Below are 13,724 nucleotides of genomic sequence, written 5' to 3' on the forward strand. Positions count from 1 at the left end.
ATTAGACATCCAAAAGCAGGCGCGGCGGATCCTCCAATACATCTTTTACCGTCACTAAAAACTGCACCGCTTCCTGGCCGTCAATCAGGCGATGATCATAGGAAAGCGCAAGATACATCATCGGTCTGATAACGACTTCACCGTCTTCCGCCATGGGTCGCTGCTGAATTTTATGCATGCCGAGAATCGCGCTTTGCGGCGGATTGACGATGGGGGTGGACAGCAGCGAGCCGAACACGCCGCCGTTGGTGATGGTGAAGGTGCCGCCGGTTAATTCCTCGATGGCGATCTTTCCCTGCCCGGCGCGCGCGGCAAAGTCCTGAATCTGAGATTCGATTTCAGCATACCCGAGCGCTTCGCAGTTGCGCAAGACCGGCACCACCAACCCGCGCGGCGACGACACGGCAATGCCAATGTCGTGGTAGTTGTGGTGCACAATGTCGGTGCCATCGATACCGGCATTGACCAATGGAAATCGTTGCAATGCGGCTGCGCTGGCTTTAACGAAAAATGACATAAAGCCTAATTTCGCGCCGTGTTTTTTCGCGAAGGCCTCTTTATATTTTGCCCTGAGCGCCATTATCGGCTGCATGTTGACTTCGTTAAATGTGGTCAACAAAGCGGCAGTCTGCTGGGATTGAACCAGTCTTTTTGCGATAGTCTGGCGCAAGCGACTCATCGGCTCTCTGGTTTCTTGCCGTTCTCCAGCGGGTTGCGCTACGGGTGCCACGGCTGTCGGCGCGGCCGGCCGCGCGGTCTTTTTCGCATCAGCGATGTGCCTGAGGACATCCTGTTTCGTTAACCGACCGTCACGACCTGAGCCGGCAATAGCCTGCGGAGCGATGCCGGTCTCATCGATAAGCCGCCGCACCGCAGGGCTTAATGGCTTGTCGGCGTGGTCGTCGGCGGTGGCACCAGCGGTGGCGTTGTCACCATCACCACCGTCGTCATCGGCGGTCGCGCCCGGAGCGGGTTGCGGCGCGTCTTTTGCGTCATCATCGCCGGCGGCGGCATCATCGGCATCACCCACAGCACCCGGCTCGAATCTTGCCAATACCTGTTCGGCAAGCACTGTGGCGCCGGATTGCTCGACAATTTCAACAAGCACCCCATCTTGCGGCGCGGGCACTTCCAATACGACTTTGTCGGTTTCCACTTCGACCAAAATTTCATCCCGGCTCACGCCATCGCCGACCTGCTTCGCCCAATCGAGCACCAGCGCGTCGGCCACGGATTCAGGCAACACCGGCACTTTAATTTCTATAGGCATCCTGTTTTTTGAATCTAAGATAGCGACTTCGATTAAGTTATTTGGCGCGGCGGGGTGGGGCGGAAGTTGTGGACCACAAAAACCGCCAGCGCGACCCGAACACCCAAACTCGAATTAGCCGTGTTCGGCCCATGTTCGACTTGGATTAAACGTCGGTCGTGTGTTCGCGGCGGTCGTCATCGCGGGCCTCATTGCGAATAACAAAAAACATGATCGCTGAGAACGCTACGCCGATTAACAACACTACCGCCAATGCGGAATCAATCATTTTGCCCTCCGGTAAGATGCGATTAAGCATAACACTATTCCAGTAACCGCCATACCGATTGCAATAATCAGCATCGCTTCTTTTTCAATAACGCCTTGCGCGATACCGCCGACCATGCAGAAGATGCCAACTTGGTTGGTGCGCGCAACATTCTGGTATCGAATCTACCTTTCATCGTTGAAGTGTATCACGTTATCGCCGCCATGCCGATTTCTGCCATGCCGATTTCCATGATTAGCCGCAGTCAAGCGCCGCATCGACAATGTGCTGTTGTTGCTTGACATGCAGCTTATAATAGCCAACAGCAGGAGACGGTGAGCCTTCACGACCGACATAATCCAAAGTCTGCCGCTGGTTTATCACCTTGCCCAGATAGTAGCTGATCTGATACCAACAGCCCTGATTCTTTGGCTCCTCTTGACACCATACCACACTCTCAGCCTGCGCGTATTTTTCAATTTCCGCGCGCAACTCGCGCACCGGAAACGGGTGCACTTGCTCGAGCCGGATGATAGCCACATTTTTTTGCTTTCCTGCTTGTTTTTCGAGCCGCCGCTGCTGCAGAATATCGTAGTACACCTTGCCGCTGCATATAACCAGTTTTTTTACCTTGCGATTATTCAAGGCATCTATTTCCCCAAGCACCGGATAAAATTTTCCATCGGCCAAATCGCTCGCGGCTGAAACCGCCAACTTGTGCCGCAGCAGACTCTTCGGCGTCATCACAATCAGCGGGCGACGAAAAGACCTGAGCATTTGCCGCCTTAGCATGTGAAACATCTGCGCCGGCGTGGTCGGCACGCAGACTTGCATGTTGTGTTCCGCGCACAGTTGCAAAAACCGCTCCAGCCGCGCCGATGAATGTTCCGGTCCCTGGCCTTCCATGCCGTGCGGCAGAAACAGGACAAGGCTGCAAATTCGCGTCCACTTCGCCTGTCCGCTGCTGATGAATTGGTCGATCACCACCTGAGCGCCATTCACGAAATCGCCAAACTGCGCTTCCCAGATGACCAGTGTGCGCGGCTCTGTGGTTGAGTAACCGAACTCAAAGCCCAATACCGCTTCCTCGGAAAGCAGCGAATTAATCACCAGAAAATCGCTGTGGGAATTTGTGACGTACTGCAAGGGGATGTGGGTGCGCGCTTGGGATTGATCGTGCAGCGTGGCATGCCGATGGGAAAACGTGCCGCGACCCGCGTCCTGTCCCGACAGGCGAACCTGATAATCCTGTTCCAGCAATGTGGCATAAGCCAACAACTCGGCGCAGCCCCAATCCATGCCCACATCGCCCTTGGCCATGGCCACGCGCTCTTCAAGTATCGCCTGAACCCGTTTATGCGCAACAAAATCGCGCGGAAACTTGGACAGGGTTTGCGCCAGCCGGATGAGGCGGTCATGGCCAACCCGGGTATCGACCGGTTCGCGCCAGTCGTCGCCCATGTAGGGCTTCCAATCGAGCGTCATCAGCGCCTTATTAGGATTAATGACTTGCCCGGCGACAACCTGCCCTTCATCGAGCCGGTCGCGGTATTGTTGAATCATCCGTTGCGCTTGCGCCGCGTCGATCACTCCTTGGCCAATCAGTTTTTCCGCATAAATCTGGCGCGGCGTTTTATGCTTCCTGATCTTGCCGTACATAATCGGCTGGGTGATGGCCGGCTCATCGGCTTCGTTGTGGCCATGGCGGCGATAGCAGACCAAATCCAAAACCACGTCGCCGCCGAATTTCATGCGGTATTCCAGTGCCAATCGGGTGGCGTAGTTGACCGCATCGGCATGGTCGCCATTGACATGGAAAATGGGCGCCTGCACCAATTTGGCGACTTCCGTGCAATACAGCGTGGAGCGCGCGTCCAGGGTATTGGTGGTGAAGCCGATTTGGTTGTTGATGATGATATGCACCGTGCCGCCGGTGGAGAAGCCGCGCGTGTTGGCCATGTTCAAGGTCTCCATGACCACGCCCTGCCCGGCGAAGGCGGCGTCGCCGTGAATTATGATTGGGATGACTTGCTTGCGCGCGCTGTCGCCTCGACGCTCCTGGCGTGCGCGCACCGAGCCTTCGACCACCGGGCCGATGATTTCCAGGTGCGATGGATTGAACGAAAGCGCAACGTGAACGATGCCGCCGGCGGTTTGAATATCAGACGATGCGCCTTGATGGTATTTCACATCGCCGGTGTTGGTGTCCGCATCTTCGGTTTCATAGTCGCCCTCGAACTCGCTGAACAAATCTTTGGGTGCCTTGCCCAGAATGTTCACCAACACATTCAATCGCCCGCGATGGGCCATGCCGATGACCACTTCTTTCACGCCTTGAGCTCCAAATTGCTGGATCAACTCGGACAGCATGGGGATTAGCGCATCGCCGCCTTCCAGGGAAAATCGCTTCTGGCCGACATACTTGGTATGCAAATATTTTTCCAGGCCCTCGGCCGCGGTCAGCCGGTCGAGCAATTCAATCCGTTGCGCAGCGGGCAACGGTTTTCTGATTGGAGCGGATTCCGCCTGTTGCATCAACCAGGTTCTTTGCTTGATGTTAGTCAGGTAACGAATTTCATAGCCGATGGGGCCGCAATACACCTGCTGCAGGAACGCAAGAATTTCGCGCAAGGTTTTGCGTCCGCCATCCGCCATATCGCCGACATCAAACACCGTATCCAAATCCTGATCGCCAAGATCGTATTGCTCATGCTGTATTTCATCAGCATCGCCTCTGGGCATGACCCCAATAGGATCGACATCGGCGAGCAAGTGTCCGAGCGAGCGGAACGCCATAATCAACTTTTGTACGCTCGCCTGTTTCTGCGCGGCGTTCTCGAACCAGGCGCGCGAGCCGCTTTCGCTGGGCGACGTCCCGGTCGGGACAATGTCGGGCAGCGATGAAAAAACCGAGCGCCACTGCTGCGCTTGATCAGCAACGGGCTGAGCCGCGCCGTCATTCACTCCATGACCCGCGGTTTCCTGATACATGGATTCCAGGTAAGCCCTGTTAGCGCCACTCAAAAATCCAAGATCAGTTAAATTTTCAGGGTCCTTTTTAGTATTAGGGGGTTTCATGGATGACAATATGGCGACGACAATAATGGCGTGAAAATAGCCTGGCGCAGTTGTGATGCTGAATTTTCATTGCACGATCAAGTATACCAAAGCAAAAAGTCGGCGGCTACGCTTAACATCGAAAATTCCAGCCCGGACATCGCCTGATATTCATAATATGACGATTACATTAAATTATGGTTTAGAATGCAATGCAATGCGCGAACCTGATTTCAACGAACGCTATAGCCGCCAAATTCGGCTGCCCCGAATTGGGGAAAAAGGGCAGGCAAGGCTGGCCGAATCGAGTGTTTTTATTGTTGGCATGGGCGGGCTTGGCTCGCCCGTGGCCTTGTATTTAGCGGCCGCCGGCGTGGGTCGGATGCGAATCGCCGATTTTGACCAAGTCGATGAATCGAACCTGCAACGACAGATCATTCATAGCCACAGCGATATCGGCGAATTAAAAGCGTATTCCGCGGCCAACTCCTTGCGCGCGCTCAACCCTTCGATTGAGGTCGAGACGCTCGATTATTCACTGGACTACGCCGACTTCATGGCGCACAGCCGGGATATTGATTTGATCATTGACTGCACCGACAACTTCCCGACCCGATTTGAGTTAAACGAAGTGTCACTGCAAACCAAGACACCGCTGGTCTGCGGCGCCGCGATTCGCTGGGACGGGCAGGTCACGGCGTTTGACCCGCGCGATGAAAAAAGCCCGTGTTATCAATGCTTGTATCCGAACAAGAACATTGCAAGCGCGACCTGCGCGATGGAAGGCGTTGTCGCCCCGCTGGTCGGCGTCATCGGCACCATGCAAGCGATGGAAGCGGTGAATATCTTGCTCGGCGATGGCCAGCTTCACGGCATAGTGTGGTTGTTTGACGCCAGCAGCATGGCGTGGCAGAAAATGAAACTGCCAAAAAATCCAAATTGCCCGGCTTGTAGCAACCGCGACCGGGCGTGAAGCCGCTCTAAAAGCAGGGGAGAACTCCGGGTCATCGTTCCGGGTCATCGTTCCGGGTCATCGTCATGAGTGATCGCGTGAACGCAGTTTGGGCAAGCGCCCGCTCAATTAAAAGGTCGGCGTCACGAAGGCAAAGGCTAAGGATGTTCTCGGCGCCCGAAGCCAAGACATGCTTGATCCGGGACGCGCCCAAGTCATACCTCAGGAAGCCGGCATGAATCAGGATCATAATCGCGGTTGCCCAAAAATAATCAATCTCAAGATTTATCTTCGTGCTCCACTCCAAAGCCGCCTGCATCTGTTCAAGTGTCATGGTGTTTCTCCCATTATGTTTCTTCCGGTGAGTTGCCTTGCATTGTGGATAAAAACCGGAGGTGATCATGCCCTTCTGCGACGACAGGCCAAAACGACGCCTCGTCGGTGAGCAGGCGGGCGTGTTCGACCGGCTTGCCGCCGTCCGCGCGGCATTAGTCGAAAGGGCGGCGGGTTGATTTGACGACAGCGGCGGAAGCTGGCGACAAAACGCGTTTGGGGGTGCCGTCTCGCTGCGCTCGCGCGGTTCGAGCATAAACCGCCGTTTGCCCGGATGGTTTCCGTGCGGCGTCTTGCCTGGTGCATGGTCTCGCGTAATCGCGCCTACGGGAGCGCCGCCGATAGTCTCAATGCCGTCAACGAATCAGTGAACATCCACAGGAATGACGAGTGATGTGAAGGACGGGAACGACAAGGTGTGTGAAGGGCAGGAATGACGGTGACGAGGCCGCCTGGATTCCGGCCCAGGCCCGTCATTTGTATGTTGCTTTTACCTTGCAGATAGGCCAATTTGTGGGGTAGGCGCGAGGGGCGTCCTGCCCTCGGCCGGCGCGGAAAAAGCAACGCGTTTTCTCGTCTGGCGACGCTCGACCCCCGCCGTCCTCGCAAACCGGCCGACGAGGGAAAATCAACCTACCAATGACGAGAAAAGCACACCGCCAAAACACCCCCCCCCCCACAGGGGAGGGTTTATAGCTCTCCCGCAAGGGTTATGACCTTCCCCCGGTTTCACGGACACTTTAAGTAAGAGACAATAACCGCTTGGGAGCGTCCCAACGACAAACAAAAGAAAACCAGATAGAACCTGTGTGCGTAGCGCCCTTGCCCGCAAGTTCAGACCTGCAGCGGTGCGGCTGATGATTCACTCGGGCCGCCCCGCTACGGCGATGGCCGTGGAACGGGGCATCAGGCGCCATCAGCGGCATCAATTAGAAGGGCTCATTGGCGGACCTAGGCGAGGCCGTCTTTAGTGGCTCGCTGGGGGGGGTGCAGATAAAGATGCCCCAAGCGACCGGGTCACGCTTGGCCAAGAGAATGAGTGCCGGAAGGAGGCTGTCGTCATTCTAAAAAAGCCGCCGCGTACGTTGCCAAGGCGCTCGCATCGACCGCAAGGATGCAGGAGATAGAGCAACGCCGGAGCAGTTGCCGAGAAAGCCCGCATTGATAGCCGCCGGCGCCGGTAACCTGCATTAAGCCGCCGGCGCCGGTAACCTGCATTAAGCCGTTGGTGCTTGACCAATACGTTGCTGCCATGTAGCAAGCCGCCAAACCGATGGTTCGCCACGGATTCATCGAGAGCGCGTGGGCTCGGCTGCGCGCGTCGGCGTTAATCGTGTTGTCAGGCGCATGCAGGATGCCGACATCCGGTCAAACAGGGCGCGTCGGTTTGTGATCACTGCGAATCCCAACCCTACCCTGCAGCGCCCGATTGTTGACCGCGGGCGTTGCCCGCGCCGGCCGCAAGCCCGACCGGGGTATCTGCACGTTTATCCGCGCCCGCCAAGGCGGGTGCGCGCCATAATGCTGGCCCTGTATTCTCGGCAAGCGATTGGCTGGGCTATGAACGATGGCAACCACGCGAAACGTGTGATGGCTGCTTGACGCATGGCGGCGGCGCGGCAATGAACAGGCTGTTACTGTCCATCCCGATCAAGGTAGCACTGCGCTGGCGATGACCACAGTTTGCCGAGCAGCATGGCCTGCGTTGTCGTATGAGTCGCAAGGGCGAATGTTACGACCATGCGCTCGCCGAGCATTTCTTCGGGATGTTGAAGACGGCGTGAGTTGAGCGCGAAGATGACCGAATCAGACAACCCACAACAAAGCTTGTTTGAATATAGTGAGGTGTTCTACAATCGGTGCCGCTCGCATTCGTATCTGGACTCTATCAGCCCAGATGAATATGAACCGGCTACTCCACTCCTGATGAATCGGTCCGTGTTATTGGGGGAGGCGCGCTCCCTGCGGATGCGGGATTTAGGCGCAAATGCAGGGCGCGACCGGCGGATTAAACATCGGCGGCAGTTGAAATTTTTGTTGAGAATTTGTGTCTAAACCGCTATCTTGTCAAGTGACTGAATTATTTTACGGTAACAGCGATGCAATGGATTTTATTGGTGGTGATGGTGGCCGCCCTTCTCTATATGTCTCGGTTCTATCCGAAGGCCGCATTCGGCGTGTTGGGCGTGTTGGTTATTGGCGCGCTGGTCATTGTGTTCACCACCAATGAGATCGCCCAACTGAATCGCTCGCGCTTGCCCGTTGAAGACATTAAAATTGAAAATCCGGTTTTTACGCTGGCTTATGGCGATGGCTTTCGCTTTAATGCGCGCTTGATTAATACCCATGAGTCTGTGACCTTGAAAGAAACAACGGTCAGCATCACCCTGTTGGATTGCCCGCAAGATTCGGGCGATGCCGAAGCCGGCTGCCAGGTTATCGGCCAGGCAGACCAGCGCATCCTGGTGAAAATCCCGCCAGGCCAGGCCCGGGATGTTTCCCAAACACTGTCGTTTGGTTCGGCCAAACTGCGCGGGCATGCGCGCTGGCGAATCAAAATCACTGAAACACGCAGTTAGCGGCTAGGCATGCCTTGTCTGCACGGCATCTTCGGCGGCACTTTTGATCCGCTGCATAATGGGCACCTCGAAACCGCGACCGCCGTTTTTGCTCAATGCGCGCTTGAGCGGGTTTGCTTTATCCCGGCCGCAGTGCCGCCGCATCGCGACCAGCCCGACGCCAGCGCCCAGCAGCGACTGGAGATGGTGTCGCTGGCGATTGCGAATTATCCGCGCTTCGATGTTGACGACCGCGAACTTAAGCGCGCAACGCCTTCCTATACTTACGATACGGTAAAATCCCTGCAAGCGCAGGATTCCGCCAGACGCTATTGTCTTATTTTGGGGGTTGACGCCTTGTCGGGACTCGACCGTTGGCATCGGTGGCGCGAACTGCTGGATTCGATTCATTTTATTGTGGTGCGGCGTCCGGGCTGGGAAATTCCAGAACCACTGCCGGCTTGGTGGCGGCAGGGTCGCGCCGAGTTTATTGCCGATCTAAACCGATTTGAGTGCGGGAAAATTTGCCTGGTCGAAGTCGAGCCCAACCCGGCGTCGGCCACGGAAATAAGATACGGCATCGCCCAAGGCGTCGATGTCAGCACGATGCTGCCACATTCGGTGTGGGATTATATTTGCGCCAACAAATTGTATGGCGCTTAATTTTTCATGGCCCCGGATAACCTGATATGACCGGATATAACCTGATAACCCGGATTTGTGACTAAGCGATTAAACAAAGCCCCTGCGGATTCAATATCCCTTGCGAACTCAATCGCTATGCGCGATACCGTTGTGACCTCCTTGGAAGACGCTAAAGGGTTAAACATCAAAGTGCTGGATGTGCGTCAGCTGACCGATATTACCGACTACATGATCGTTGCCACCGGCACGTCCGCTCGCCATGTCAAAACCATTGCCGAGCGCGTGCTGGAATTCATGCTTGAAAAACAATGGCGGCCGTTTGGCCTGGAAGGCGAGGAATCAAGGGACTGGGTGCTGGTGGATTTCATTGATGTGGTGGTGCATATCATGCGCGACCAATCTCGCAAGCATTATGACCTTGAAGGTTTGTGGGCGCAAACGTTTGTTGAGATGACCCCGGCGAGCGGACTGGCCGCGGGGGAAAGACCGCCGCGCAAAAGACCGCCAACATAGCCCGTTGACAAGTTTAATTGACGTCGGGGCGGAACTGATGCTTAAAATTTCTCTCATCGTGGTTGGCGAGAAAATGCCGCAATGGGTTGTGCAGGGTTATCGGGCATACGCCAAGCGAATTCGGGGGCGCGTGCAACTAAACTTAATCGAGGTGCCCGCCATCAGGCGCGGCAAGAATGCGGACCTTGGCAGCATTGTTCGGCTGGAGGAGCGGAAAATCCTCGACCGCCTGCCGAAAAAGGCGCGAGTTATCGCCTTGGACCGGGGCGGAAAATCATACTCCACCATGGCGTTTTCGGAAAAAATGAAACGCTGGCTGGAGCGCGGCGAACCAGTGGCTCTGGTGGTCGGGGGCCCGGAGGGCTTGAGCGCTGGGTTTATTAATAACGCCGATGAATCATGGTCTCTCTCGGCGCTCACCTTGGCGCATCCACTGGTGCGGGTGGTTGTGGCGGAGCAATTGTACCGTTGCTTTTCGATACTGGAAGGCATCCCTTATCACCGCTAAAGCAATGAAACCCATCTCTCTCGTGCTGCTGTTTTTGTTATTGGCATCGGCGACCTCGGCTGTTTTCGCGGTCACGGAGCACTCCGAAACATTGAGTCGAGCGCAATGGCCGCAAGAGGTTAATGGCGCCAACTTCTCCGCAATCCCTCAGGTACGTCAAATACTCGGGTTATTTGAGGAAGACGAAAACATCACCCTTGAAATTCACCATCCCAACGATAGCCCGGGTAAACAGTGGGCGGAATCCCTTGGACGCTGGCTGGTCACCTTTGGGGTGCCCATTCATTATATAAAATTGTTTGCCGATGCCGATGCCGCCGATCAAATAGCGATCTCTCTGGTTGACCGTCGGTAACGCGACCGGATGATTATTCCTGAATGATTTGCGGCGGTTTATTTGATTAAAAAGGCCGCCTTTTCATTTCCAGGAATCCTTTCAGCGCGGTCGTCAAATACGCAACGTCCTTGACGCCGGCGAGCTCGCGAATGGAATGCATGCCGAGTTGCGGCACGCCCACATCCACGGTGCGCACGCCCAGCCTGGTCGCGGTGATCGGGCCTATGGTGGAACCGCATCTCATGTCCGAGCGCACCACCACCACTTGATACGGGATTTTGTTGTCATCGCATACGGCCTTGAATACCGCTGCTGTTTCGCTGTTGGTGGCGTAGCGTTGATTATGGTTTATCTTGATTACCGGCCCATTGTTGATTAACGGCTGGTGCGCGGGTTCATGCGCTTCCGGATAATTGGGGTGAACGCCGTGGGCGTTGTCCGCCGAGACCAGCATGGAACGGCTGATGGCGCGCTGCAGATTTTCGTCGCCGGCGCATATTCTCGAAAGCGCCGAATGCAGCAAAGAGCCCTGCGCGCCGCTGGTCGATGCGCTTCCGACCTCTTCGTGATCGTTCAATGCAATGACCTGGTTGCTGCGCTGATTAGCATTCAGCAGCGCCTCCACCGCGGCGTGACAACTCAGCAGGTTGTCCAACCGCGCCGAAGCGATAAACTCGCGCTCAAGCCCGACCAATCTCGGCGGCTGGTGGTCGTATAATGACAACTCAAACGCCAAAATCTTGGCTGGCGCCAGCTCAGGATATTGTTGTTGCAGCCATTGTTTAAGCAGCGCCTCGAAATTCCGGCTGTCCTTGTCGGCGCGGCAAATCACCGCGGGCAAGTGCGTCTGTTTGTTGATGCCGCGATGCTCGTTCGCTTCGCGATCGAGATGAATCGCCAAACTGGGTATAAACGCAATCGGCTGGTCTATGTTGATCAGAAAATTGTCGATGGCGCCGGCCTTGGTTTGTACCGTAACCCGCCCGGCCAGCGCCAAATCTCGATCAAACCAGGGATTCAACAGCGCCCCGCCATAGACCTCCACGCCGAGCTTGGCGTAGCCATGGTTGACCGTGATCGCATTGGGCTTGATTTTCAGGCACGGGCTGTCGGTATGCGCGCCGATCAGCCGGAAACCATGCTCGGCCGGGGGTTGCGCCAGCTTAAATGCAATTAACGCTGAGTCATTGCGGGTCAGGTAGTATTTTCCGGTGGCTAATTTCGGCCATGAATCGCTCTCGCGCAAACGCGAATAACCCGCGGTTTCAAGGGTTTCGGCAATATTGGCCACCGCGTGGTAGGGCGTCGGCGAGCGGCTCAGGTAGTTCAGGAAATGATGGATGGATTCAGGCATATTATGTATCAAATGCGGAGCGCGTGATCATCAGCGGCAGTCCAACTGCCAGACTGGCGCAACAAAGTTGGCGTCCAGCCGCGCCGCGGTCAGTTTGCCGCCCCAGACGCAGCCGCTGTCCAAACTGATTATATTATTGTTTTGAGTATACCCCAACGCCGACCAATGACCAAAAACGATGCGCCACTTTTTGCATTTCATGTCCGGGTGCTCATACCACGGCATCAGCCGCTTGGGCTGGCTGCCGGGCGCGCCTTTTTGGGTGAAGTTCAACTTTCCCCTGGCATCGCAATAACGCATTCGCGTCAAGGCGTTGGTGATGAATCGAATTCGGTTCCACCCTTTGAGATTGTCGCTCCAGCCAACAGACTGCCGGCCATACATTTTTTTCAAAAATTCCCGGTACTTTTTCCCCTGAATTTTGGTCTCCACTTTCCTGGCATATTTGATCAGTTGTTTTCGGTTCCAGCCCGGGTAAACCCCGGCATGGGCTAAAATCACTTTCAGTTTCTTGTCGCAATGCACCAGCGGCCGTTGTCGCAGCCAGGCAATTAACTCTTCCAGGTCGGCGGCTTTTCGAAATTGCTTGAATGTGTCGCCCGGGCGACTGCGCCGTATTTTTTCCGCCACCGCGAGGAAATGAAGATCATGGTTGCCGAGGACCGTGATCACGCTTTTGCCCGGATTTTCACTCAGTTTCTTAACCAATCTGAGCGTCTGCAAAGAGTCAGGACCACGATTGACTAAATCGCCGGTTAACCAGAGTTTATCTTTACTCGGGTCGAAATCCAGTTGGTCCAGAAGCTCTTCAAAGGGCAGCACACATCCCTGAATATCTCCAATCGCATAAACCGCCATGGACGACTAATCATCCAGGAGTTGGTCGATTAATTGCTCCTGCGAATCTTCTGCTTGCGCCGCAGGCGGAGTGCCATCGTGAATCAAGTCCAGGCGTTGCTGACGATAGTTTTCACGAATAAAGAGGTATTTGTCTGGTTGTAAATCCAGCAGGTCATCGGCGCCCAGCAATCGCGTCCTGGCATCGACGATGCGCAACGTCCTGGCATAAACTATCTCCGGGAAATCCATCCGCGCCACCGCATCGGCATAAACAACCTGGGGAATCAGTCCAGCCGCATCCCGCAAATTACTCGGCCCGAAAAAAGGCAATACCAGATAAGGCCCCGACGGCACGCCCCAAAGCGCAAGCGTTTGCCCAAAATCTTCGCGCCGCGCGGGAAGGTTCATCTCGGTGGCGGGGTCGAACAGCCCGAATATGCCGAGCGTGGTGTTAATCAAAAACCGCGAGGCATCGCGCGCGGCATGGCCGAATTTGCCTTGCAGCACATCGTTGACCACAGTCATCGGCTGCCACAGGTTTGAGAAAAAGTGGCTCACGCTGGCGCGCACCGCATCCGGCGCGGCGCGGACATATGCCTGGGCAATCGGCTTGATGACCAAGCGGTCGGATTGCAGGTTGAAGTTTAAAATCGCGCGGTTGGCTGCCTCGAAAGAATCCTTTGCGCCCGGCGGCGAAGACGTTGTCGCGCAACCCGTTGACAGGCTGAGGAGAAAAACCAGCAGCATGGCGACGCGCCAGTTGTTGCACCCGTGCTTGGAACGGCTTCGGCGCGCGCCGCAAATGCCGCGCTGGGCGAGGATGGCTTGGATGGCGCGGGTGGTCATACGGCTGTTTTGCATTGTTGCGGGGCGTTGTTTGCGGCAAGATTGGCTGTGGCAATTATGACACAAAATTATGGCACGCCGCGTGCAATGAGCGGTGCATCCGCGGCATCATCTAGGTTGCGTACGGCAAGGTCAAAATAATTGCGCAACAAACCGCCGGCGAGTTTGGCGCCGGCATTGCCAAGCCCAATAAAACCGATTTTCATGTTGGAGTGCTTTGTTAATTCACTAATGTATGGTAACCAAAAGCAGAACTGCCCGCCT

At 55.7% G+C, this 13,724-nt stretch carries 14 protein-coding genes and 1 pseudogene; 6 read left to right on the forward strand and 9 right to left on the reverse strand.

What is annotated here, in order from left to right; translation table 11 throughout:
- Position 1: 1 nt before the first annotated feature.
- From odhB to ACP158_RS05920, 3 genes are all read right to left on the reverse strand, one after another.
- Entirely contained in the window at positions 2 to 1,270 is a 1,269-nt protein-coding gene (gene odhB, locus ACP158_RS05910; protein WP_424948021.1) for a 2-oxoglutarate dehydrogenase complex dihydrolipoyllysine-residue succinyltransferase, read from the reverse strand.
- Between the two features lie 145 nt (positions 1,271 to 1,415).
- Positions 1,416 to 1,538 (reverse strand): hypothetical protein, encoded by a 123-nt coding sequence (locus ACP158_RS05915; protein ID WP_424948022.1) that lies wholly within the window; start codon positions 1,536 to 1,538, stop codon positions 1,416 to 1,418.
- 234 nt (positions 1,539 to 1,772) lie between these two features.
- Positions 1,773 to 4,595, reverse strand: coding sequence for a 2-oxoglutarate dehydrogenase E1 component (locus ACP158_RS05920; protein ID WP_424948023.1), 2,823 nt, complete (start codon positions 4,593 to 4,595; stop codon positions 1,773 to 1,775).
- A 196-nt stretch (positions 4,596 to 4,791) separates the two neighbouring features.
- Between ACP158_RS05920 and ACP158_RS05925 the strand changes: the two genes are divergently transcribed.
- Positions 4,792 to 5,547: a HesA/MoeB/ThiF family protein gene (locus ACP158_RS05925; RefSeq protein ID WP_424948024.1), complete on the forward strand. Its 756-nt coding sequence runs from the start codon at positions 4,792 to 4,794 to the stop codon at positions 5,545 to 5,547.
- A gap of 31 nt (positions 5,548 to 5,578) precedes the next feature.
- Here ACP158_RS05925 and ACP158_RS05930 read toward each other — a convergent pair whose 3' ends face one another.
- Together ACP158_RS05930 and ACP158_RS05935 are read right to left on the reverse strand one after the other, a co-directional pair.
- The gene (locus ACP158_RS05930) at positions 5,579 to 6,115 is read right to left on the reverse strand and encodes a hypothetical protein (protein ID WP_424948025.1); all 537 of its coding nucleotides are present in this window, start codon (positions 6,113 to 6,115) and stop codon (positions 5,579 to 5,581) included.
- Between the two features lie 803 nt (positions 6,116 to 6,918).
- On the reverse strand, positions 6,919 to 7,113 hold the full coding sequence (locus ACP158_RS05935) for a hypothetical protein (protein ID WP_424948026.1): 195 nt from the start codon (positions 7,111 to 7,113) through the stop codon (positions 6,919 to 6,921).
- 845 nt (positions 7,114 to 7,958) lie between these two features.
- Here ACP158_RS05935 and ACP158_RS05940 point away from each other — a divergent pair.
- Genes ACP158_RS05940 through ACP158_RS05960 form a run of 5 tightly spaced genes read left to right on the forward strand, consistent with a single transcriptional unit; the run spans position 7,959 to position 10,438 of the window.
- Positions 7,959 to 8,438 carry a hypothetical protein gene (locus tag ACP158_RS05940; protein ID WP_424948027.1) on the forward strand — a complete coding sequence of 160 codons (480 nt, stop codon included), beginning with the start codon at positions 7,959 to 7,961 and terminating at the stop codon, positions 8,436 to 8,438.
- Positions 8,439 to 8,447: 9 nt separating this feature from the next.
- A complete protein-coding gene (nadD, locus tag ACP158_RS05945; protein ID WP_424948028.1) occupies positions 8,448 to 9,080 on the forward strand; it encodes a nicotinate-nucleotide adenylyltransferase in 633 nt (210 codons plus the stop codon).
- Positions 9,081 to 9,137: 57 nt separating this feature from the next.
- The gene (gene rsfS / locus ACP158_RS05950; RefSeq protein ID WP_424948029.1) at positions 9,138 to 9,575 is read left to right on the forward strand and encodes a ribosome silencing factor; all 438 of its coding nucleotides are present in this window, start codon (positions 9,138 to 9,140) and stop codon (positions 9,573 to 9,575) included.
- Positions 9,576 to 9,612: 37 nt separating this feature from the next.
- Entirely contained in the window at positions 9,613 to 10,083 is a 471-nt protein-coding gene (gene rlmH / locus ACP158_RS05955; protein WP_424948030.1) for a 23S rRNA (pseudouridine(1915)-N(3))-methyltransferase RlmH, read from the forward strand.
- Positions 10,084 to 10,087: 4 nt separating this feature from the next.
- Positions 10,088 to 10,438 (forward strand): hypothetical protein, encoded by a 351-nt coding sequence (locus ACP158_RS05960; RefSeq protein ID WP_424948031.1) that lies wholly within the window; start codon positions 10,088 to 10,090, stop codon positions 10,436 to 10,438.
- A gap of 46 nt (positions 10,439 to 10,484) precedes the next feature.
- Here the strand turns inward: ACP158_RS05960 and ACP158_RS05965 are convergent, their stop codons facing one another.
- The 4 genes and pseudogenes from ACP158_RS05965 to ACP158_RS05980 form a co-directional block, all read right to left on the reverse strand.
- The gene (locus ACP158_RS05965) at positions 10,485 to 11,774 is read right to left on the reverse strand and encodes a M18 family aminopeptidase (protein ID WP_424948032.1); all 1,290 of its coding nucleotides are present in this window, start codon (positions 11,772 to 11,774) and stop codon (positions 10,485 to 10,487) included.
- Positions 11,775 to 11,804: 30 nt separating this feature from the next.
- Entirely contained in the window at positions 11,805 to 12,632 is an 828-nt protein-coding gene (locus ACP158_RS05970) for a symmetrical bis(5'-nucleosyl)-tetraphosphatase (RefSeq protein WP_424948033.1), read from the reverse strand.
- A gap of 6 nt (positions 12,633 to 12,638) precedes the next feature.
- Positions 12,639 to 13,475 (reverse strand): MlaA family lipoprotein, encoded by an 837-nt coding sequence (locus ACP158_RS05975; RefSeq protein ID WP_424948034.1) that lies wholly within the window; start codon positions 13,473 to 13,475, stop codon positions 12,639 to 12,641.
- Positions 13,476 to 13,537: 62 nt separating this feature from the next.
- Positions 13,538 to 13,666: pseudogene (locus tag ACP158_RS05980) on the reverse strand (NAD(P)-binding domain-containing protein); the annotation flags it as partial.
- Between the last annotated feature and the right edge of the window lie 58 nt (positions 13,667 to 13,724).

It is taken from the genome of Candidatus Spongiihabitans sp. (genome assembly GCF_965247905.1).
Classification (GTDB): domain Bacteria; phylum Pseudomonadota; class Gammaproteobacteria; order Arenicellales; family Poriferihabitantaceae; genus Spongiihabitans.